The sequence below is a fragment of the Robertmurraya siralis genome (assembly GCF_005502275.1).
Lineage (GTDB): Bacteria > Bacillota > Bacilli > Bacillales > Cytobacillaceae > Robertmurraya > Robertmurraya siralis.
In genome coordinates this window covers 42894-63866 of sequence record NZ_SWLZ01000014.1, presented here as the reverse complement: position 1 = coordinate 63866, position 20973 = coordinate 42894, and the positions used below count along the sequence as shown (strand labels likewise).

Below are 20973 nucleotides of genomic sequence, written 5' to 3'. Positions count from 1 at the left end.
GGAATTCAACTTTGACCATCCCCCATCTTAACATTTGTTCAATCAAGCGATTCTGCTTCATTTCGTATGAATACAAGGTTTCTCACGAAATGAAGCTATGCTGAATCCAAGGAAAAAAATGAGCCAAAAATCTTATTTATGATGAGCTCTTCTCATTCAACTAAAGATGATTTAATCTATAATCATAATAAGTAGTATGTTGTAATCATATGAGGTGACAAAATGAACCCTATTTTAGTAGTAGATGACGAAAAAGAGATTGCCGATTTAGTTCAGTTTTATTTAACAAATGAAGGATACGATGTTCAAGTTTTTTATGAGGGCAAGTCTGCTTTAGAATTTATTGAAAAGAATGAATTAGAACTTGCAATATTAGATGTGATGCTGCCAGGAGTAGATGGGTTTTCACTTTGCCAAAAAATCCGCGAAACCTATCATTATCCAGTAATCATGTTAACTGCAAAAATTGAAGATATTGATAAAATTACCGGCCTTACCCTTGGGGCTGATGATTATATTACAAAACCGTTTAATCCGCTAGAAATGGTTGCTAGAGTAAAGGCACAACTGCGCCGTTACACACGCTATAACCCGAGCAACGCTGCAACGAGCCAGCCTAGTGAAAGTACAAATGAATTCGATTTCTCAGGATTAATTATCAATCAAGATACTCATAAATGCACCCTCTATGGAGAATCGCTGTCATTGACTCCTCTTGAATTCTCTATTCTTTGGTATTTATGTGCAAACAGAGGGAAGGTCGTATCCTCTGAAGAACTATTCGAAGCCGTTTGGGGTGAAAAATACATTGATAATAATAATACCGTGATGGCCCATATCGCTCGGCTGAGAGAGAAAATGAAAGAACCATCAAGAAAGCCGAAGTTTATTAAAACTGTTTGGGGGGTTGGCTATACCATTGAATAATCAAGAGGTAAGCACAGGATTAACAGGAAAAATGTTTTTGCGTTTTTTCATTGCGATTACCGTTTTTACAGTAGGATTGATCTCACTCTTTATTGGATCAGCTTATGTATTAAGCTTCTTTACTTGGTATCAAGACGACTTTTTATATCGTATTCTTAACCTTATTAATCAGAACCGAATTGCATTCATCTTAACCGTTTGGGTGATTGGTTTTCTGTTCATTTTCCTTTATTATTGGAGAAAGACATTAGCCTATATCGATACCGTTGTCAACGCGAGCAATATGCTCGTTTCTAATAATGATGAATACATCTATCTTCCTGCTGAGTTAAGACAAGTTGAAGAACGAATGAATTCGATTAAACAGGAGTCTATTCGCAATGCCAGATTGGCGAAAGAAGCAGAACAGCGCAAAAATGATTTACTTGTATACTTAGCACATGATCTAAAGACTCCGTTGACCTCTGTTATTGGCTATATCACATTGCTGAGGGATGAGCAGCAAATCTCTCCAGAGCTTCGAGAAAAATATTTAGCCATTTCTTTAAACAAAGCTGAGCGACTGGAAGATTTAATTAATGAGTTTTTTGAAATTACAAGGTTCAATTTAACTGAGCTTAGCCCAGAAATGAGTCAAGTTAATTTAACAAGAATGCTTGAACAAATAACGTATGAATTTAATCCACTTTTTGCTGAGAAGAACTTAACTTATCAATTAGAAATTGAGGCAAATCTTGAAATTGCATGTGATATCGACAAAATGGAGCGGGTCTTCGATAATTTAATCCGTAATGCGATTAACTACAGCTATGAGCATAGCACGATCTTGATCCGCTCAACGAAGGATGAGAAGTTCGTCCAGCTCCATTTTATCAATCATGGGCGAACAATTCCTCAAGATAAGCTCGCTCGCATCTTCGAACAATTTTATCGCCTCGATACTTCCCGCGCCACAAAAACGGGAGGAGCGGGGCTTGGTCTTGCAATCGCTAAAGAAATTGTTGAATTACACGGAGGCACTATCCTGGCCAACAGTGAAGATGAAAAAGTTGAATTTATGGTAAAACTGCCTATCGAATCGTAAGAAATTCGTAAGATTTTTTTCAGAAAAACGTATTAATTCCTTGATAATAAACGAAAAAATAACACTTTATGTTTTAGTACGATAAATGTGCGAAACATAAAGTGTTTTTATTTTATTAGGAGGAATGAATTCAATGGAAAAAATAAGTGTAGCAGTTATTTTTGGCGGCTGTTCAAATGAATACGAAGTATCCCTTCAATCTGCCTATTCGGTCCTGTCCCATATGGATCTTGATAAGTACGAACTGACTTTAATCGGTATTACGAAAGCTGGAGCTTGGTACAAATATAACGGCAGCTTAGATAATATTCAGCAAGATAAATGGTGGAGCGATAAAGAAAATTGTATATCCGTTTCCTTCTCACCAAACAGATATGACAATAAATTAATCGAATATAAGCAAGGGCAATTGATAGAAACAACGATCGATATCGTTTTTCCAGTTCTGCATGGTAAAAATGGCGAAGATGGTACACTACAAGGATATTTAGAATTAATTGGAATTCCGTTCGTTGGTTGTGATACCTTCTCGTCTGCATTATGTATGGACAAGGATAGCGCTCATAAATTAGTGGAACATGAAGGAATTCGCACACCAGCCTCCATCGTTTTTACAAAAAGGCAAATAAAAGAGCAGATCGCCACAGCAACTAAGAAGCTTCATTATCCACTTTTTGTTAAACCAGTAAAATCTGGTTCCTCCATCGGGATCACCCTTGTGAAGGAAGAGAAAGAATTACCTAAAGCGATCGCGGCCGCATTTTGTCATGATGAACGTGTTATTGTTGAAGAATTGATTGAAGGGTTTGAGGTTGGGTGTGCGATCCTAGGAAATGATGAACTGCTTATTGGTGAAGTCGATGAAATCGAATTAGAAAAAGGCTATTTTGATTTCAATGAAAAATACTCGCTTGCAACTTCCCGTATTCACATGCCCGCCCGCATTGACGCTGATACTGCATTAAAAGTTAAAAGAACAGCGAAAAAAATCTATCGCACTCTTGGATGTAGAGGATTAGCGCGGGTAGATATGTTTATTACAAAAAATCAAGATATTGTCTTTAACGAGGTCAATACATTTCCTGGCTTCACAGACCATAGCCGCTATCCAAATATGATGAAAGGAATTGGATTAACGTTTTCAGCCATCATTGATAAAGTGATCCAATTAGGGTTAGAGCGATGAGAACATTAACATTGCATAAAGCTGATGTCTTCAACGGATATTTAGTGTTAGTCAATCGCGCTCACCCCATTAAACCTTCACGACTAAAAAGTGCAAACACTCTCGCACCTTGTCTCGCAATGAACGATGAGGTTTTGCTTGAAAGAAGAGCCGCCGCCTCCCTCAACCAATTAATCGATGAGGTAGGCTGTCGAAAACAAATCGTTTCCGTCAGCGGATTCAGAAGCAAAGAAGAACAGGAAGCACTATTCTCCAATTCTCTCAGACAAAATGGCAGGACATTTACTGAACAATATGTTGCTTATCCGAATTGCAGTGAACACCAAACAGGGCTTGCGATTGATTTAGGAGAAAATCAAGATGTCATTGATTTTATACGCCCTTCTTTCCCTTATACTGGAGTTTTTGCGCAATTTCGAACACTTGCTCCAGATTACGGATTTATAGAAAGGTATGGACAAGGAAAAGAAGCAATAACAGGAATATCTCACGAACCGTGGCATTTTCGCTATGTCGGCTATCCACACGCAAAAATTATCAAGCAACATGATTTTTGCCTTGAAGAATATATTCAGTTTCTTTATGATTATCCATTCAGCGGGCAGCCTTATACATTTTCAGAAAGAGAAACACAATTTGATATTTCTTATATTAGGGCAATTGAACCATTTACAACCATAGAGATACCGGAACGCAGCTTATACCAACTCTCTGGCAATAATGTTGATGGCTTTATATTAACAACTTGGAGTGCACCGCAATGAGATTGAAAAATGACACAGGTGCATTGGATCCATTCAGATTAATCGCTGCTTTCCTAGTGATCGCAAACCATACCTCCCCCCTTCTTTCATTTGGGGAGAATGCTGATTTTATTTTAACGCGAATCATCGCTAGAACAGCCGTTCCATTTTTCCTTATGGTGAGCGGATATTTTCTCTATAAATATATTAAAAATGGAGACAACTCGTATATTCTTGCCTTTTGTAAAAAAATGGCCCTGTTATATGCTTTCTCCATTATATTATTTTTACCGCTTAATCTATATGCTGGGCATTACAAAGGAGAGAATTGGTGGATCACCTTCATAAAAGATCTTTTCATTGACGGCACTTTCTATCATTTGTGGTATTTCCCAGGCTTGATCCTCGGAATATTGATCGTTCGTTTATGTATGAGAAGGCTTGGGCTCCAATTAACCTTTCTATTGTCAATTTTTCTTTATTTGCTCGGATTATTTGGAGATAGCTACTACGGCATAGCAACACAAATCACGTTCATTGACACGTTTTACGATGGCATTTTTTCTATCACAGATTATACAAGAAACGGTTTATTTATGGTACCAATCTTTCTAACAATGGGAATGCTGATCTATCAAGGGCGCAAATCTTCATCATTAAAAAATAATTTATTATTGTTCATTGTATCTTTTGTCCTGTTAGTAGTTGAAGGGCTTTGGCTTCATGCTCATTCCTTGCAACGGCATGATAGTATGTATATCATGTTAGTTCCAACCATGTACTATTTATTTCTCATTCTGCTTCAATTAAATGGAAAAAGCAGTAAAAACCTGCGGAACATTGCAACTATTATGTATATTATTCATCCTTGGATGATTGTCGTCGTACGATTCACTGCTGATCTTTTTAAATTGGAGCACTTATTTATTGTTAATAGTTTCGTGCATTATTTGACGGTTAGTGTGCTTTCTTTTGTTATGGCTGCCTTTTTAAGTTGGGGCATTAAGTGGAGAAAACAAACTCCATCCCCAACCGGTAGGGCTTGGATTGAAATTGATTTACAGGCATTGCGAGAAAATATAGAGATTTTGAGAAAGCTCCTGCCGGGAAATACAAAATTGATGGCAGTAGTAAAAGCGAATGCCTATGGTCATGGCGCAGTTAAAGTAGCAAAAGAATTAAACAAGAACGGAATTAACTCATTTGCAGTCGCTACTTTGGCTGAAGGTATTCAGTTAAGAAAAAATAGAGTCAAAGGGGAAATCCTCGTTCTTGGTTATACCAATCCACAGGATATCCGCTTTCTTAAAAGGTACCGATTAACGCAAACAATCATCGGACTTTCTTACGCTAGAGAATTAAACAAATATGGAATCGGGCTAGATGTTCAGGTGAAACTGGACACGGGCATGCATCGACTGGGTGTTGATGCCTCACAGCTTACCGAACTAAAAAAAATTTATCGCTGTCAGCATTTAAAAATTAAAGGGATTTACTCGCATTTATCTGTATCCGATAGCTTAGAGCCGGAAGATATTAACTCAACTAACGAACAGATTGCTAAATATAATCAGACGATTGAATGGCTGCAATCCCAACAGCTGCGTATCGGCAGACGACATATTCAGGCTAGCTATGGTTTATTGAATTATCCCGATTTGCAGTATGATTATGTTCGTGCCGGCATCGCGCTTTATGGTATCTTAAGCAATAACGATGAGGTCGTTTCCAAAGTGGAGCTGAAGCCCGTTTTAGCTATCAAAGCAAGAGTTGCGATGGTAAAGCACGTCCCACCTGGCGAGTTTGTCAGTTATGGCAGAACATATGAAACTAAAGAAATGATGATAACAGCAGTTGTCACGATTGGTTATGCAGATGGACTGCCGAGAAACTTAAATCATGGACATGTTCTCATTCACGGTCAAAAGGCGCCTATTATCGGAAGAATCTGTATGGATCAGCTCATTGTCGACGTAACCGATCTAGCCAATGTCCAGACCAATGACATCGTTACCATTATTGGAAAAGACGGATCAGAACGGATAACTTCCGAAGAGGTTGCCAATAAGTGTGGTACTATTACGAATGAGCTATTAAGCAGACTCGGTTCTAGACTGAATTATATATACAAGAATCCCTTCTTCCATTAAATTGCTTTATTTGTCGGGGTACTGAATTCGTCTTCCATTTATATGATGAATCAAAGTATAACTCAAATTCTCAATTGTTTGGAAAGATCAGTAAAAAGAATACTTTAGTACCTCAACTTTAATTGTTTCTTGTCTGCAAGCTCCTAAGAAATATAGATGTTCTGCTATTTTCAAGCTCATTTTAACTCTGATTTGATGAAATGATAGGAGAAGGCTCGCTTTCTCTTTCATTTCATCTTAGACAGAGCCATCAGCATAGCTGAAAGGCGTGAGAAACCATGTTTTTTTGAGAAATGAGCCAAAATCATATACATGGCCTATATAAAAAGAGGTGACTCTGATTAACAATCACTCTCGTCTCCTATATGCGAAAAGGGAAAATCGATATGATAAAAACAGGATTGCACAACTTATAAAAAAACCACCAATAACAAGAAAAACTTGATGTGACAGTATCGTTTCAACAACCCCCGACAATACGGACGTAAAAGATGGGATAATCAGTAAAGCCAATATTCCTACAAATGGAATCATTGTCCATATTTTCGCTTTTGTATAGCCCATCTTGAAAAACATAGGAACCTGTATTCCTATAATAAGGGAATAGACCAATAATGACATGCTGAATCCCAATAGAATGTCAAGCAATTCCAAAGCTTTGATTTCTAGTAGTATCATAAAGACATATATAATCGAAATAGTTATGAAAGATATGACGAAACTAAAAATATAAAAAATATACCTCCCCATGACAATATTGCTCAAACTGATGGACACTGATCCATATAAACGATGAAGTCCATTCTTTTCCTGTATAGCGAATATATTAGACGATAGCAGAGCTGTGAACCAAGAACCGGTAATGCACATAATCATAAAGGATGAACCCATAAATCCAAATATCATGACAATAGCTGCTAATGTCAAATAGATAATGACTTGAGACTTCATCGTATAATAATCAAGTCTTGCCATTTTTAGATATCCTGCCATGCATGTCACTTCCTTTTGCCAATGTGTATCATAATATCGTCAATCGATGCTGCATCAAGGACCAAATGTTTATATTTAGTAGCTTCCTTAATATCGATAAGCCCTTCGAAACCCATATCCGTAATACGTAAACCGATAATCCTTTCCTGTAGAGCCGATGTCAGCTCTTTATGCCTTCCTTTGATAAGTCGAAATCTTCCCAGAAAGTCATCCATTTTCCCGGAGCATACGATCTGCCCTTGATGAATGAAGGTAATATAATCGGCGATTCTTTCTAAATCTGACGTGATATGCGTAGAAAACAATACACTTCTCTCACCATCCTGGATGTATTCTTGCAGCATTTCCAAAAGTTCATCCCGAGAAACGGGGTCTAGCCCACTAGTCGGCTCATCAAGTATGAGCAGTTTTGGATCATGTGACATCGCGCAAGCAAGCATTAATTTCATCTGCATACCACGTGATAATTCGCCCACTTTTTTTTCCAGAGGCAGATCGAAGCGTCTTAACATTTCGTTGAAAACATCATGTCTCCAATTATGATAGAAGGAAGAAATAGCTCTTTCCGTATCCTTAACCGTCCAACTATCCACATAGAAAACATGGTCAAATACAACACCAATATATTGTTTGGCAACATTTTCATATTTCACGTGGTCATGACCAAATATCTGTATTTGTCCACTATCCATTTTAAGCATATTAAGGATAAGCTGTATTGTAGTTGTCTTACCAGCTCCATTAGTTCCAACGAGACCCATGATATAGCCTTTAGGCAAGGAAAAACTAATGTTGTCCAACTTGAAACCAGAAAAAGTCTTACTCACACCATTTAACTCCAAATAATGATTAGTCATTTTCAACCTCCAGCAAAAGCTGTAATAATTCGAGCATTTCTTCATTCGTCATTGATGCTCGTTGCGCTGCTTGAATAGCATTGTTCAAATTAAGCTCCACTTCCTTAATAAGTTGTTCACGAATCAATTCAGAGCCGCTCGACATTACAAAGAAGCCCTTGCCGTGCTGGCTTGTGATGTATCCCTCCTGTTCAAGTTCATTATATGCTCTCGTAGTTGTTAACACGCTTATTTTCAAATCCCGGGCCAATTTACGGAGAGAAGGAAGCATTTCATTTTCCTCTAATTCCCCTGATAAGATCTGATCTTTAATTTGATCTTTAATCTGTTCATAAATCGGCAAACCAGAACTGTTGGAAATAACAATGTTCAACCTATCACCCCAAAACTGTATTACTATCAACATATACAGAATATACAGTTTTAGATGTACTTGTCAATAAGTAATCATCATAGTTTCATGATTCCAAAAAAATCGATCCCCATTTATTTTTATCTTAGTTTAAATGGAGTCACAGGTTTTTTAAAGGAGTTCACCACTATACAGATTCCCCCTTGCCCCCGCCGTTACGTCATATGCTACGCTGTATATGTAAGTACGAAAAGGAGGCTTTTAACTATGAAAAAACAGGAACCTGTTTATACGATTAGTGAGTTTGGACAGAAAGCACGAATTACGGTACGGACGCTGCGATTCTACGAAGAACTAGGTTTAATCATTCCAGCGCAAAAAAATAGTGCCGGACATCGGCTCTATGGGCTGGAGGAATTGGCAAAGCTTCAGCTGATTCAATCATTAAAATTCATCGGCTACTCTTTACAGGAAATCAAAAACTTACTTGAAGATGATGTTAAAGGATTACCACAACTAGAAAAATCTTTAGCGTGGCAACATCAATTATTGACTGAAAAAAGGAATGAGTTAAATCGGGCAATTGAAGCGGTAGAACGTATTCAAATGCTAATGTCGGAAGGGAAGCCCATCACTTGGGCACTATTGCGTTCACTACTTTATGAAATGGAGCATGAGCAAGAACAGGAGCAATGGGTTAGAGAATATTTTTCCGAGGATATCGTAAACCATTTCTTTTCACTTTCAAAAGAGCAACGAAAACAGATTGATTTAGAAATGTTAGAATTGCTATCCACAATCAAAGAATTAATAAAAAATGGAGCATCTCCTCAATCCCCTGAAGCGTTTGATGTTCTCACAAGATTGACAGAGATGGTCACTCGACATATCGATGATCATGAAGCATTCGCGGAGCAACTCGAAAAAGCACAGCAATCGATGGAAACCGAAGAATTAGACTTTAAGTTTCCTAACTTCTTCACAGAAGAAGAAGAAGCTTTTTTGACAGCTATCGGAGAGGCGATGGAGGAGATGTACAAAGAGGAGAATAATCTTTAAGGCATATAGTCTCTAAAACGAGGGAAGTGGAGAAAAACAAGTTCGTTTTTTCCACTTCCCAATCCTGCATCGACGTTAACCGTTTCAGGCATGGGGAAAACTAAACCCTAATCTCTCAAAAGCAGAATAAAGCAACGAACATCGTTGGTCGTTGATAGGGTGTAAACGAAATAAACGGGTTTTCCGATTTAGGAAAATCCGGAATATCTTCAAAAATACCACATTAATTGGAAAATCCCCGCACCCAACTAGTAAATTCCTTTTATTCTTTGCAAAATCCTCGCATTAACCAGATCGTCGAAAAAAATGTTCTCTTTTTAGAGAGCCTTTTAAATAGTATAAGTGAATCATTTTGAATTTTTTGTTACATTATCTCTAAAAATGCTTGTAGCAAAATAAATGGATTATAATAAAAAAAAGTATGTATTGTCGTTTTAAATACTGGAAGCACTCACTTAACGGACCTCATCATTATCATTCTCTTCATATTTTAAGTGGGACCTTAAAGGAGTTCAAATTATGCCATTAAAAACTGGACGATTCTATGAAAGTGCTGACGTTGTGATTGATAGAGACAAATGCATTACCTGTGGGCTTTGTGTAAAGGTGTGTAAAGGTGTGTAAAGGGGCGCCTTTATTTGTTGAAGATCAAATCATCAAAGTTGACCAAAATCGTGTCTTTGGCTGTATTGCTTGCGGTCAATGTATGGCAGTTTGCCCAACGAAAGCAATTAAAATAAACGGCAGGGGCATGACCCCAGATGATGTCATTGAGCTTCCGAAAATGGAAGAGATCGCTAATTACGAGCATTTAATGTCATTAATGCTCTCCCGCAGAAGTGTGCGAAACTTTAAAAATCAACGAATAGAGCGAGAGAAAATAGCAAAAATTTTAGAAGCAGCAGCAACTGCACCAAATGGACTTGGAAGTTCTGATGTCGAAGTTTTAATTTTAGATGGAAATGATAAAGTTGAAGAATTCACATTAGATTTAGTTAATCTTTTAAAGAAAAATAAGTGGATTTTCTCGCCACTGATGTTAAAAGCTTATAAGCCTTTTATGAGCAGGGAAACTTATAAATCGATAGAAAGTTTTGCTTCAACTGCAATTGATACCTTTTTAAAAAAATATGAAGAAGGGCAGAACTGGTTAACATATTCGGCACCATTAGCAATGTATTTCCATTCATCCCCATATGCTGATCCTATTGATCCTTATATTCCTGCAACATATGCTATGTTGGCTGCTCAAACATTAGGATTAGGAAGTTGCATGATTGGTACGCCTCAATTTATATTAAATTTTTTTGGCAAAAGAACAAAGAAAAAATATGGTATTCCATTAAAAAATAAAAATGGGCTAATGATCATTTTTGGTTATCCCAGTGTAAAATATAGCTTTGCGATAAAAAGAACATTTTCTGATATTAAATTTTATTAACAAGCTGATCTACTGTAACTGAGATTACATGCAAGCTCATCGATTAATTTTTCGCAATCAGACAGTTTATTAGGCAGATAACCTGACTTCTCAAAAGCCCAAAATTTCATTCAATCAATTACATTGTACAAAAGACAAACTGTAAATTACTCTGTGAATGTTCTTATGATTTACTCCAATTTTTCCCTATGATCTCATACAATATAATGGAAGATTTCATCCCACCCACACTTTTTAAATGGTGAATTATTGTATTTGATGTCTTTGAAATGCCAATCGAGCAAATGGGAGTGGTATCAATATAACAACGATGATTAATGCTCACGCTCATTATTGGGAGCTTGCACACTACTGTGCAGTGATATTAATATTAATTCACCTTCTAATATTAGCCGCTTAACTTCACAAAATTAGTTTCACAATACTTTTAAAGCAATGTCATGGAATAACAAGCTTAATAGTCTAATTGACGTAAGTACAAAAGAAGCTCACCATCAGCTAATTTTTTCACTGTATATTTTCTGATCCTACTGTCAATTTGCTTTTGTTGCTTACTTCCATCACTAAATTTATTAATTAGTTGATAAAAAATCTCGCTCAAGATTCCTGCATTACCACGAAATCCTAAATTAAATCCTAATTGTTCATTCTCAGATAATGGCAGTTCTGTATTATCTTCAAATTCTTTAACATAATCCTTCGTAATTAAAATATAAGATTCCTTGTTCGTTAATCCACGAAGAAGTTCTTCAGCATTATTGGCAACAAAATAGCTGTCATCATTCTTCGAACTCATTTCTATTCCCTCCTATAAATTAGTGCATCCACTTTTATCAATGCCTTAACTACTTTTTAATAACTGATTCATTCTGCTTTCATCTGCTAAATAATTTATTCCCCCTTTCAAACAACTTTCAATATAAACATACCATAATTAAGCGCATCATTCTGTAGAAAATTAGTGTGCTTATTCCATAACTTAAACATTACGCTTACAAAATAAAGAAGAAAAAGACGCTCCCGATGGAAGCGCCCCGCTATCTTACATTTATACATTCCCCATTCCAAATATTTTTAACGGATGTATAATAAAAATTATTTTCTTTACTTTAATTTAATGGAAGCTAATTATCAAATTTCCGCCTAATCACTAACACCAACAATTAATTTTTCTGCTGTCCATAATTCTCAAATCTCCCCACCATCATATTCATTTCCTCATCAGGGAGTATAACCGGTTCTCCAAATGCTCTGGCTTGCCAATATAGCCGTGCGCAAAATTCTATTTGCTCTGTAACAGCGAAGGTTTCTTCCAAACTATCCCCAACAACATTAATTCCATGATTGGCTAGTAGTACCGCTTTTCGATCTTTCATTGCCTCTAGAGCATTTTCAGCTAACTCTTTTGTGCCATATGTTGCATACTTGGCGCATCTTACATTTTTTCCTCCTGCATGTGCAACTAAATAGTCAATCGCCGGTAGATCAATATTTAAACACGATATCGTGGTGGCATAAAGTGCATGGGTATGAATCATTGCAGAAACATCGTCCCTGTTTCGATACACAATCGAATGCATTTGGTGCTCACTTGAAGGTTTCAACGAACCCTCCTTTACATTCCCTTCTAGATCCATAATAACTATATCTTCTTCCTGCAATTGATCATATTCGATTCCACTTGGTGTTATAGCCATAAAGCCGGAATTTTTATTAAAAATACTTATATTGCCACCCGTTCCCACAGTAAGACCTGAATCGACTAATTTTAATCCGTACTTCACCAGTTGTTTCCGTTCATCCATTAATAAAGTCATATCGGTTCGCTCCTTTATTATCTCATCCTTGTCCATCCAGTTAAACCTTGCCCACCAACAAAAAAACATTTAATGCCATACATTTTATTTATCTTTTTGTATAATATAATGTTGAATGCCATAAGCTACACCGTCTTCATCGCATGATTTTGTAACATAAGTTGCGATATTTTTAATTGCTTCCACTGCATTGCCCATTGCAATACTCGTGCCTGATACACAAAACATAGAAATATCATTTAGATTATCTCCGATCGCTGTTACACGATTTAGCGGAATTCCTATGAAATTGGCAAAAGCTTGTAAGGCATTGCCTTTACTAACTTTTGGATGAGCAATTTCAAATTTTTGAATGTCCGATTTAATCACAGTTAAGTCCGCTCTTTTCTCTAATTCCCTCTCCAGCCATTTATGCTTTTCCAGATCAAAAGAAATCATAAAAAACTTTGTTACTGCCAGGGATTTTTCCAGTAGAATTTCTTGCTTGTCTAACACATTGATGATCCCTTTTTGTTTATATTGAGTCACCATCATTTGATTTGCTTTATGCTCAGAAAATGCTGGGTCCTTTTTTCTCAAAGAGGATATTTCCTTCATAATGTTCATCTTTTCATTTTCTAACTGATAGATTCCTTTGTTCGTATAAAGTTCATAATATATTCCTAACTTCTCTGATATTTTTAATAAGTCTTTCACGGTGTTACCATCTAAATAAAGATTTTGGATTACTCTTCCGTCATGATATATTAGTGCGCCATTTGCAGCAATGATTGGGCATTCAAGCTTGGCATCTTTTAAAATCTCTATTATATCTTGAAAGGCACGCCCCGAAACAATAACTACGATATTCCCTTCGGCCTGTGCTCGGCGGACAGCCTCCCTGTTGTTATGACTAATCGTTCCTTTGCCAGATAACATCGTACCATCTAAATCTATTGCAATAAGGTTCATACTCTCTCCTCCAGCCTTAAACATACGCAAAAAACCTCAGCAAGAGCTTCAAACTAGAAGAATACGAGTCATACCAAATACAACCCGTATTCTTGTTTTATCAGCCGTTATTCTTCTAAATTATATTTAAGCTCATTCTCTATCGTTAATTTTTTTATATTTAATGCATCAAATAATAATGCTTTTTGTGCTACATATGCATTATATTCAATTCTTTCGAGCATATCGTATGCTTTTTTTAGCGTTTTATCTAAAACTAGAATACCGTGTTTATTTAAAAGCATGACTTTTGGCAATGAAAAATTTTCCTCTAAATCTCTCACATGTGCTCTTACGGTTTCAGCAAGTTCCTCAGAGGTTGCTGGAGCAAAAGGCAAAACCGGAATTTCTCCAACTTTTTGTGTCCCTTCTGTTAAGTTCGGCATATCTACTCCGACTGTCGCAAAAACAAGGGATTCTTTTGGATGAGCATGAATGACACATTGGACGTCCTCTCTTTCACGATAGCATGCCATATGCATGTTGATTTCGCGCGTTATTTCCCCTTCACCTTCCACAAGATTTTCATCCATATCTACAACAAGGATTTCATAGGGTTTTAACACACAATGTTTTTCTTGTGACATTAAAGTTGGAGTCATAATAATATGTTCTTTATTCATACGAACACTGACATTTCCTCCAGCAGTATTCGTTTCAAAACGGTCAAACATCGTCTTAACGACCTGGACAAGTTCCTCTCTTTCTTTGCGATATAACATAATATCCTCCTTTAATTAAAATGATCATGTCAATAATTTTGAACGTAAGAACACTCTATTCTCATGTTTTGCAGCTATGCTGACAGACTGCTCTTATAATGAAACGTTAAGAGAAAGATATTTTAGTCTGAGCTTAAATGAGCCGTTGAACCCCAGGCAATGAATAGATAGATCCTTCGCTTAATCTATCATCTTATGAAGGACCACTTGCTTTCTTAATTCATTTGCTCGCTTTACTTCAAAACCAGAACTCGTGATTTGCATTGCTTTAGATGCACTAATCGCAGTAGCAAAGACTAAAATATCTTCAATAGAGTGGTGGTGGTAAAGACCATAAACGAGACCACCTACAAAAGCATCTCCGCAACCAGTATCATTCACCGTCTCTACTCTAGGTGCTTTGGCATGATAAGCACCATTTTGATGAAATAGAATCGCTCCCTGTTTCCCGAGCGTGACTACTAAGTACTCCATGTCGATACCATCAAATTGCTGATATGCTTTTAAACAATCATCTATTGAATGGATTTTCATTCCAGTTAGTTCAGATAACTCAAACTGATTAGGTTTTATCAATGTTGGTTGGATTTTCAAAGCTGCTTTCAAATAATCCCCTGATGCATCAACAATGACTTTAGCACCTGTCTTTTTAACTTCTTTCAGAATATATAAATATTCACCTGCACTCATATACTTAGATGGGTTGCCCGCAAAAACCACAAAGTCATCCTTAGTTAGTTTTTTCGATAAGTCGTCAACAAAAGATTCCACTTGCTTTTTCGTCACTTCAGGACCAGTATGTGTAATCATGAAGCTACCCGTATTTGATTCGTCCATTAACACATAATTTTCTCTAATTTCTTTCCCTTCCAATATATAAAATTGCGGGTCTACGTTTTGCTCTTTTAATAACTTGTATAAAATATCCTTTTTCCCCTCACCGGCAAATCCGGTTGCAATATTGGGAGTATTCAAAATAGATAAAACTACTGATACATGAGTACCTTTCCCGCCAATATCCAACATATTACAGGATACTCGATTATTTTTGCCTCTCACCAATTGTCCTTGAACACGCATTATACGATCAATTGCAGGATTTAAGGTTACTGTATATATCAATTTTAAGAACTCCCCACCTTTGTTTTTCTGTACTTTTCTCTCAAGCTGTTCAAACGATCATCATAGTCTTTGAAAAGAAGATCATATGCGTTATATCTAATTAATAAACCTATCACAAAAGCTGTCATCCACATTGTAAGATCTTTACTTAAGAAACCAAAGATCATAAGTAGTACTCCAATGACAACCATACCTCTCCAAAACCATTTTGAGGAAATAATTCTGTTAATCATCATTGCTCACCTCAATTCGCTTTTTCTTGAAAGTAAGCTGCATTGTCTTTTTTTCGACCAATGTAGAACCAGATAAAAACTGCAATCCATAGAATCGCTAATATAATTCCCCACCATTCACCTGCCATAGCATTTGCAAACGCAAACCGAAATTCCCCATTTTCCATTGTGCTCCAAGCAAGCATCGTTCCTGGGGCAACATTAACAGTTCCAGTTTCCGTTGCCAGCCTCGTAATATGTGGCGCGAAATAGGTTGCAATATAGAAGAATACCGGGGTTGTAATAATTCCATAAAAGATCATTCGGATTAAATTCCCACGGCTCAATAAAAGAACTGCAACTACTATCGAAAGATTCACTATCCCTGCGAATGGCAATACGATATTTCCTGGTAGAATAATAGCAAATAATAATTCTATCGGGATTAATATAATCGCTGTTACCCATAATTCGTTTTTCCCTGCAAGAATTGGCCAGTCCAAACCAATATAAAGTTCTTGACCCCCATATTTTTTTCGCATTAATTCGGAAATAGCATCAGAAATTGGAGCAAGACCTTGCATAAATAACTTAGAAACCATTGGGAATAAAGTTAATGCTGTTCCTGCCTGAATCGCTAAAATTAAGGAGCCCTGAATTCCGTAACCACCCGCAAATCCAAGTAATAATCCGATAATAGCTCCCATTACATGATTTTCTGCGAATACACCAAGCCTCTCTTTTAACGCCTCTGCATCAGCTTTTTTATTCATAAAAGGAATTTTATCCAACACTTTATCAATTGGGTATAGTAATGTTCCAATTAACGTCATATGATGAGGTACAGTAACACCAGGAATCCCGGTGAGATCTTCTACTTCACGAGCCCAAATATCCCCAGCCTTCAGCTCAATAACCGTTTGAATCGCAATTACAACAAAACCAAGAATAACACTATCAGAGATATACGTTACTAACACGGCAGTGAAAATCTTTCCCCAAACATTCCACATATCGACGTTTAATGTTTTAGTCATTTTAAATATCAACATAAGAGCATTAATGCCTATTTGAATAGGGAATGCTAGAAACGCGAGCGGCCAAGCCCAAGTAATTGAGGCTGCAGTCGTCCAACCACCATCAACAGCTGTTAATGAAATCCCAGTAAGTTCTGTAAAGGATTGGGCCGCAGGGCTGATTGTGTCTAACATAAAACCGACAACCAAATTGATCCCGGCAAAAGCAACTCCGAATGTTATGGATGCACTCAATGCTTCTTTAAAGTTCATTCGTGCCATTAACGCGATCATTAACATGATTATTGGTACAAATACAGATGCTCCCATATCTAATACATATTGGACTACACTTTGTAAAACATCCATAAATATCACCTCTTAAATGGTTTATTTCAAAGCATTTATTAATTTCTCAAGTTCTTGCTCCATGCCCATACCTGTTAAAAAAGGGATGCCTTGTACAACAGGAACTCCATAATCCTTTTGCGGGTTTGTCAGTGCGACATACACATCACAGGTTTTAATGAACCTATCCAATGATTTAATATCAATCGCTTCGACTTCCGCTTTAACATTTTTTTCTTTTAATAATTTCGCAACTTTTGATGCTACTGTTTGACTTGTTGCCACCCCTGAGCCACATGCCACTATCACTTTTTTCATTATTCTTCACTCCTAAACTGTTTTTGTAAGAAATCTATCATTTGATCTTGATTAGATATGGCGCTGAAATTATCTATAAAAATTTTCTCTCTGAATTTATCCATTATTGTCGACAGTAATCCCACCTGTTTGGAAGGATTCTTGATGCCCAATATAAAAACTGTATTTACATCAATCCACTTATCAGTCGTTGCCATCTGCAGAAATGGTAAAGATTTTTCCAACTTTATTACATAAATAAACGGCTTTTTCACATGAACAACATCTGTATGTGGGATGGCAATTTGTAAATATTCAGTTGCTAGACCAGTAGGAAAATTTTTTTCTCTATTAATAATCGAGGCTTTAAATGATTCTTCCACAAAATCCCGTGCGACCAATTCATTGCTTACGAACTCAAACATTTGTTGCGATGTTGAAAAATCAGCATTCAACATCATTAAATCTTTATAGAAAAGCTTGTCATAACTCACAGTTCTGCTCAGCTCCTTTCTCATTCAAGATGTTTTCGGTGACAAAGATACTTTTTTCATTGATTATCTGAGCAAGAGTCTTTTCATCTGAAAATATATTATTTAGCTTGATCAAAGTTGGAACATGTTCATTTGTTACTGAAGGAGCTAGAGCGACAACGATACTCACTTTTTCTCCATTTGGTGTGAAGGTTGGATTTTTGAACACTAAAACCTGGAAGTCCATCCTATTTACTCCATTTTCGGGAGAGAAATGGGGTAAGTATACATTTTGTGCAATGATCATTTTGTCATAATTTGCGTAAAACGCTTTTTTCGTCTCTTCGATATAAGCTGCGGTAACACTTTTTCTCCTTAGAAGAGGCTTCATGGAAATGTCGACCAATTGCTCCCAGGATATTTCTTCATTAATAATGCTGATATTGTCAATAGAAAATCTAAATAGCTTTTTCTCGTTATTCAAATCTTCATTGGAAGAAGAGGTATACGGATTTGATAATAAATCTCCAACCTTTTTGTAAACGGTTTCAATATGCTGTTCAGAAATATATGGCTTGATCGCTCTCATTACAGATTGAACCATTTTATCGTTATTTCCTAACATTTCACATTGAACCCGTTCCTTAAGCTCCAGGCGATCTTGTTTATCCAGTATAGGCGGAATAATAAAGGTAGATGTTTTATGCTTCACAGGAACAGTTGTAAAAATAAAATCTACATCTAGATTGTTTTGCTCAAACTGTCTAACCGAATATGCACCAATAAAGTATATTTCCGGAAACATGGATTTTAAATTTACTAGTAACAATTTCGAAATCGATGTACCGCTTTGACAAAGTACGACTGCTTTATAAATGGCTTCTGTTTCTTCAGTTTCATAGATCAGCCCTAAAACAATCATCGACAAATATACAATCTCTTCTTTCGAAAGTTCCTTTTGTGTAATTTTTTGAAAAGGTGTGACAGACTTTTTGACAACCTCGTATATTTCTTGGTATTGGCTTAAAAATTCCTCTGTTAATGGGTTGTTTATCTGAAAACCTAGTAAATTTCGATAAATGGCTGGTCTTACATGTAAAAGAATTTTTTCTTTTAGTTCATTTCTTCTATGAATTTTCATTACTAAATTCGTTTCAATATTCTGCAAAAATTCTTCCGCAGCAATCGCTACTTGATCACCGTCTGTTATTTCTAAAGCTGACTCCACCATGTTCGACGCTAACACTTGCAAGGATAAATATAATAAATCACTTTGAGATAAATAATCAAAATCCCAAAACATTTTTTGAATTTCCGGAAACTCTATTGTATTTTTTATGTCATACTTCTCAATTTTAAAGGACCAGCTTTGATTAAACTTTTTGGCTCTTCTTAAAACAAGTTGTATGATATAAGGCAATTCATCCAACTGTTCATCAGTCAAACGAAAGCCGATTCTTGTTTCTAAACGCTCCAGCCTTTTGCGCAAGCGGAAAATCTCCGACTCTTTGATAAGGCTATTTTCTTCCAACAAAATTCTTCCGGCTTGTGAGTGAAGGATATTTTTAACAGCTGAGACAAGTATATTTCTAATCGTAAACTCAGAACCTTTGATAGAGTAGCCATGTTTCCTTGAGTAATCTATCTCTATCCCTTTCTTGCTTATATCCCTCTTCATACATTTGAGATCATTTAAAATTGTATTTTTGCTAACTAAACAAATATCTGCCAATTCCAATAGAGATAAATATTTGTTTTCAACGGCTAATACAATAATGAGTAAATAATATCGTTCTCTAAACTCGTAATGGGAAAATAATTTTTCACCTTTTAACAGTGTTTTGTAGCATAACATTTTAGAGTTCTCGGTCATGTAAACACCGTCTCGTTGATAAAAAATGACATCTTTCTTAAAAGAACTGTTGATCTTTTTAATTGCATCCTCTACTTCAGATTTTTCTAATTCAAATTCCAATGTCAAATCAGTTACTTGAACACTATCTTTTAGCATCAAGTATTTCAGTATTCTTTTCTCACCTCCCATTTTTCTCTCCTCCTCATCTTCATTTAAAATTGTAGCACCCAAAAATAGGAGTAAAATCATGATCAATCACAATTTAAATAAAGCGCTTTAATTTACACTGTGATGAACTTAGTTATTAATCACTAAAAGACGCTGTTAAACACTATGATTGATAATACGATTTTTGTTCATTTCACGCAAAAACAAAAGTTGCGCTTTGTAATAACACCCCTCGTATACATAAAAATGCAGACACTGGTACGCTGAAATTACTGTAAAAAAAATAAACCCCATTGTGTAAAAGGATTACTTCCTACACAAAGGGGCTCCACCAAGCAAAAACACAGAAATTATAAACATATTCCGAGATAATGGTTAAATTTCCTTCAATCAAATTTATATTGCCCTTCACCGATCGTCATCGTTTTTCCTTTCAACTCGAGAACATCAGTATGAAAAACTAGTTGTTGCATACGATTGAGTGGACCTTTTTTAAAAACAAACGCCTGCTTCTCAACCGCTAATCTTACTTCTGGCAAATCGGATTTTTCATATTCAAACCCAAATAACTCATGCCAGTGCTTGGCCACAGCAACTGGGTCTTCCACATCAAACACAGCCTCAGCGATCTGCACATCTCCAGCTGGATGCGCTTGAATGATTCCTGACTCTTTTAATCTTTCTCTCCGTTCTTGCTCAGATCCCGTCCATTGAATCACAAAGGGATATGGCAATCCTTGAAAGTCACCGGCAATCGTCATCATCTTCCACTCAATCAAATTTCCTTGTGCATCCACTCGTTTCCCAACCATAATTGGTGACATTTGTAGCTGAAACGCTGATAACTGCTCTCTCACCGCTTCAATATCATCTGTCCTTAAAGCAGCTCGGCTCAATTCTTCCCGATGAGGTAACAATTTTATCGAATCCTTCACCACGTCATTTGGCTCTTTAACACTCTCTACCAATGAACGATCCTCTACAGCCAGAAATTCAATATAGCAAAGATCAAAATAACTTAACGCATTATACGTTCCCCATAGTTTATGTGATCCGCCCATAAATGCATTTAAACCCACTTCTCTAAATTTTGCCATTGCCTTTTCTAGATCATTGACATAATGAACCGTATGATCCCATTTTATGCTAGCCATTTGAATC

General features: G+C 36.4%; 22 protein-coding genes and 1 pseudogene. 9 read left to right on the top strand and 14 right to left on the bottom strand.

Annotation, left to right across the window (positions count from 1 at the left end):
• The first annotated feature begins 222 nt into the window (after positions 1 to 222).
• The 5 genes from vanR (at position 223) to vanT (ending at position 6090) form a co-directional block, all read left to right on the top strand.
• On the top strand, positions 223 to 927 hold the full coding sequence (gene vanR, locus FCJ93_RS15690; RefSeq protein ID WP_137744132.1) for a VanR-ABDEGLN family response regulator transcription factor: 705 nt from the start codon (positions 223 to 225) through the stop codon (positions 925 to 927).
• A 31-nt stretch (positions 928 to 958) separates the two neighbouring features.
• Entirely contained in the window at positions 959 to 2011 is a 1053-nt protein-coding gene (gene vanS / locus FCJ93_RS15685) for a vancomycin resistance histidine kinase VanS (protein WP_137744154.1), read from the top strand.
• A 133-nt stretch (positions 2012 to 2144) separates the two neighbouring features.
• On the top strand, positions 2145 to 3197 hold the full coding sequence (vanG, locus tag FCJ93_RS15680; RefSeq protein WP_095309313.1) for a D-alanine--D-serine ligase VanG: 1053 nt from the start codon (positions 2145 to 2147) through the stop codon (positions 3195 to 3197).
• Entirely contained in the window at positions 3194 to 3961 is a 768-nt protein-coding gene (locus tag FCJ93_RS15675; RefSeq protein ID WP_137744131.1) for a D-alanyl-D-alanine carboxypeptidase family protein, read from the top strand. The genes vanG and FCJ93_RS15675 overlap by 4 nt, the downstream gene beginning before the upstream one ends.
• Positions 3958 to 6090: a serine racemase VanT catalytic subunit gene (gene vanT, locus FCJ93_RS15670; protein WP_137744130.1), complete on the top strand. Its 2133-nt coding sequence runs from the start codon at positions 3958 to 3960 to the stop codon at positions 6088 to 6090. The genes FCJ93_RS15675 and vanT overlap by 4 nt, the downstream gene beginning before the upstream one ends.
• A 348-nt stretch (positions 6091 to 6438) precedes the next feature.
• Here the strand turns inward: vanT and FCJ93_RS15665 are convergent, their stop codons facing one another.
• The 3 genes from FCJ93_RS15665 to FCJ93_RS15655 are packed head-to-tail and all read right to left on the bottom strand — an operon-like array spanning position 6439 to position 8313.
• Positions 6439 to 7083 (bottom strand): ABC-2 transporter permease, encoded by a 645-nt coding sequence (locus FCJ93_RS15665; protein WP_137744129.1) that lies wholly within the window; start codon positions 7081 to 7083, stop codon positions 6439 to 6441.
• A gap of 5 nt (positions 7084 to 7088) precedes the next feature.
• Entirely contained in the window at positions 7089 to 7940 is an 852-nt protein-coding gene (locus tag FCJ93_RS15660; RefSeq protein ID WP_137744128.1) for an ABC transporter ATP-binding protein, read from the bottom strand.
• Entirely contained in the window at positions 7933 to 8313 is a 381-nt protein-coding gene (locus FCJ93_RS15655) for a GntR family transcriptional regulator (RefSeq protein WP_137744127.1), read from the bottom strand. The genes FCJ93_RS15660 and FCJ93_RS15655 overlap by 8 nt, the downstream gene beginning before the upstream one ends.
• 246 nt (positions 8314 to 8559) lie before the next feature.
• Here FCJ93_RS15655 and FCJ93_RS15650 point away from each other — a divergent pair, with 246 nt between their 5' ends.
• The 4 genes and pseudogenes from FCJ93_RS15650 (at position 8560) to FCJ93_RS15645 (ending at position 10792) form a co-directional block, all read left to right on the top strand.
• Positions 8560 to 9351 carry a MerR family transcriptional regulator gene (locus FCJ93_RS15650; protein WP_137744126.1) on the top strand — a complete coding sequence of 264 codons (792 nt, stop codon included), beginning with the start codon at positions 8560 to 8562 and terminating at the stop codon, positions 9349 to 9351.
• A 519-nt stretch (positions 9352 to 9870) separates the two neighbouring features.
• Positions 9871 to 9975 (top strand): 4Fe-4S binding protein, encoded by a 105-nt coding sequence (locus tag FCJ93_RS25935; RefSeq protein ID WP_211344126.1) that lies wholly within the window; start codon positions 9871 to 9873, stop codon positions 9973 to 9975.
• Positions 9968 to 10087: pseudogene (locus FCJ93_RS25930) on the top strand (4Fe-4S binding protein); the annotation flags it as partial. The gene FCJ93_RS25935 and the pseudogene FCJ93_RS25930, both read left to right, overlap by 8 nt.
• A 48-nt stretch (positions 10088 to 10135) precedes the next feature.
• Entirely contained in the window at positions 10136 to 10792 is a 657-nt protein-coding gene (locus FCJ93_RS15645) for a nitroreductase family protein (protein ID WP_235879508.1), read from the top strand.
• Between the two features lie 454 nt (positions 10793 to 11246).
• Here the strand turns inward: FCJ93_RS15645 and FCJ93_RS15640 are convergent, their stop codons facing one another.
• The 11 genes from FCJ93_RS15640 to FCJ93_RS15590 form a co-directional block, all read right to left on the bottom strand.
• Positions 11247 to 11588 carry a hypothetical protein gene (locus tag FCJ93_RS15640; RefSeq protein WP_137744125.1) on the bottom strand — a complete coding sequence of 114 codons (342 nt, stop codon included), beginning with the start codon at positions 11586 to 11588 and terminating at the stop codon, positions 11247 to 11249.
• Positions 11589 to 11955: 367 nt separating this feature from the next.
• Positions 11956 to 12609 (bottom strand): L-fuculose-phosphate aldolase, encoded by a 654-nt coding sequence (locus FCJ93_RS15635; protein ID WP_137744124.1) that lies wholly within the window; start codon positions 12607 to 12609, stop codon positions 11956 to 11958.
• 84 nt (positions 12610 to 12693) lie between these two features.
• The gene (locus tag FCJ93_RS15630; protein WP_170211333.1) at positions 12694 to 13560 is read right to left on the bottom strand and encodes a Cof-type HAD-IIB family hydrolase; all 867 of its coding nucleotides are present in this window, start codon (positions 13558 to 13560) and stop codon (positions 12694 to 12696) included.
• 107 nt (positions 13561 to 13667) lie between these two features.
• Positions 13668 to 14321, bottom strand: a complete 654-nt coding sequence (locus tag FCJ93_RS15625; protein WP_137744122.1) for a class II aldolase/adducin family protein — start codon at positions 14319 to 14321, stop codon at positions 13668 to 13670.
• Between the two features lie 180 nt (positions 14322 to 14501).
• A complete protein-coding gene (locus FCJ93_RS15620; protein ID WP_137744121.1) occupies positions 14502 to 15443 on the bottom strand; it encodes a 1-phosphofructokinase family hexose kinase in 942 nt (313 codons plus the stop codon).
• Positions 15444 to 15445: 2 nt separating this feature from the next.
• A complete protein-coding gene (locus FCJ93_RS15615) occupies positions 15446 to 15676 on the bottom strand; it encodes a hypothetical protein (RefSeq protein WP_170211332.1) in 231 nt (76 codons plus the stop codon).
• A gap of 11 nt (positions 15677 to 15687) precedes the next feature.
• On the bottom strand, positions 15688 to 17040 hold the full coding sequence (locus FCJ93_RS15610) for a PTS galactitol transporter subunit IIC (protein ID WP_137744119.1): 1353 nt from the start codon (positions 17038 to 17040) through the stop codon (positions 15688 to 15690).
• A 21-nt stretch (positions 17041 to 17061) separates the two neighbouring features.
• The gene (locus FCJ93_RS15605) at positions 17062 to 17337 is read right to left on the bottom strand and encodes a PTS sugar transporter subunit IIB (RefSeq protein ID WP_137744118.1); all 276 of its coding nucleotides are present in this window, start codon (positions 17335 to 17337) and stop codon (positions 17062 to 17064) included.
• Entirely contained in the window at positions 17337 to 17810 is a 474-nt protein-coding gene (locus FCJ93_RS15600; protein WP_170211331.1) for a PTS sugar transporter subunit IIA, read from the bottom strand. The genes FCJ93_RS15605 and FCJ93_RS15600 overlap by 1 nt, the downstream gene beginning before the upstream one ends.
• The gene (locus FCJ93_RS15595) at positions 17800 to 19833 is read right to left on the bottom strand and encodes a BglG family transcription antiterminator (protein ID WP_170211330.1); all 2034 of its coding nucleotides are present in this window, start codon (positions 19831 to 19833) and stop codon (positions 17800 to 17802) included. Before FCJ93_RS15595 ends, FCJ93_RS15600 begins: the two co-directional genes overlap by 11 nt.
• A gap of 365 nt (positions 19834 to 20198) precedes the next feature.
• Entirely contained in the window at positions 20199 to 20966 is a 768-nt protein-coding gene (locus FCJ93_RS15590) for a VOC family protein (RefSeq protein ID WP_137744115.1), read from the bottom strand.
• Positions 20967 to 20973: the final 7 nt, after the last annotated feature.

What these genes read in the sequence shown, in the direction of transcription:
- FCJ93_RS15640 (WP_137744125.1), bottom strand. Translation starts at nt 11,588, where the DNA reads ATGAGTTCGAAGAATGATGACAGCTATTTTGTTGCCAATAATGCTGAA.
- FCJ93_RS15660 (WP_137744128.1), bottom strand. Translation starts at nt 7,940, where the DNA reads ATGACTAATCATTATTTGGAGTTAAATGGTGTGAGTAAGACTTTTTCT.
- vanG (WP_095309313.1), top strand. Translation starts at nt 2,145, where the DNA reads ATGGAAAAAATAAGTGTAGCAGTTATTTTTGGCGGCTGTTCAAATGAA.
- FCJ93_RS15635 (WP_137744124.1), bottom strand. Translation starts at nt 12,609, where the DNA reads ATGACTTTATTAATGGATGAACGGAAACAACTGGTGAAGTACGGATTA.
- vanR (WP_137744132.1), top strand. Translation starts at nt 223, where the DNA reads ATGAACCCTATTTTAGTAGTAGATGACGAAAAAGAGATTGCCGATTTA.
- FCJ93_RS15590 (WP_137744115.1), bottom strand. Translation starts at nt 20,966, where the DNA reads ATGGCTAGCATAAAATGGGATCATACGGTTCATTATGTCAATGATCTA.
- vanT (WP_137744130.1), top strand. Translation starts at nt 3,958, where the DNA reads ATGAGATTGAAAAATGACACAGGTGCATTGGATCCATTCAGATTAATC.
- FCJ93_RS15625 (WP_137744122.1), bottom strand. Translation starts at nt 14,321, where the DNA reads ATGTTATATCGCAAAGAAAGAGAGGAACTTGTCCAGGTCGTTAAGACG.
- FCJ93_RS15650 (WP_137744126.1), top strand. Translation starts at nt 8,560, where the DNA reads ATGAAAAAACAGGAACCTGTTTATACGATTAGTGAGTTTGGACAGAAA.
- FCJ93_RS15610 (WP_137744119.1), bottom strand. Translation starts at nt 17,040, where the DNA reads ATGGATGTTTTACAAAGTGTAGTCCAATATGTATTAGATATGGGAGCA.
- FCJ93_RS15615 (WP_170211332.1), bottom strand. Translation starts at nt 15,676, where the DNA reads ATGATTAACAGAATTATTTCCTCAAAATGGTTTTGGAGAGGTATGGTT.
- FCJ93_RS15645 (WP_235879508.1), top strand. Translation starts at nt 10,136, where the DNA reads ATGGAAGAGATCGCTAATTACGAGCATTTAATGTCATTAATGCTCTCC.
- FCJ93_RS15630 (WP_170211333.1), bottom strand. Translation starts at nt 13,560, where the DNA reads ATGAACCTTATTGCAATAGATTTAGATGGTACGATGTTATCTGGCAAA.
- FCJ93_RS15595 (WP_170211330.1), bottom strand. Translation starts at nt 19,833, where the DNA reads ATGGGAGGTGAGAAAAGAATACTGAAATACTTGATGCTAAAAGATAGT.
- vanS (WP_137744154.1), top strand. Translation starts at nt 959, where the DNA reads ATGTTTTTGCGTTTTTTCATTGCGATTACCGTTTTTACAGTAGGATTG.
- FCJ93_RS15675 (WP_137744131.1), top strand. Translation starts at nt 3,194, where the DNA reads ATGAGAACATTAACATTGCATAAAGCTGATGTCTTCAACGGATATTTA.
- FCJ93_RS15665 (WP_137744129.1), bottom strand. Translation starts at nt 7,083, where the DNA reads ATGGCAGGATATCTAAAAATGGCAAGACTTGATTATTATACGATGAAG.
- FCJ93_RS25935 (WP_211344126.1), top strand. Translation starts at nt 9,871, where the DNA reads ATGCCATTAAAAACTGGACGATTCTATGAAAGTGCTGACGTTGTGATT.
- FCJ93_RS15605 (WP_137744118.1), bottom strand. Translation starts at nt 17,337, where the DNA reads ATGAAAAAAGTGATAGTGGCATGTGGCTCAGGGGTGGCAACAAGTCAA.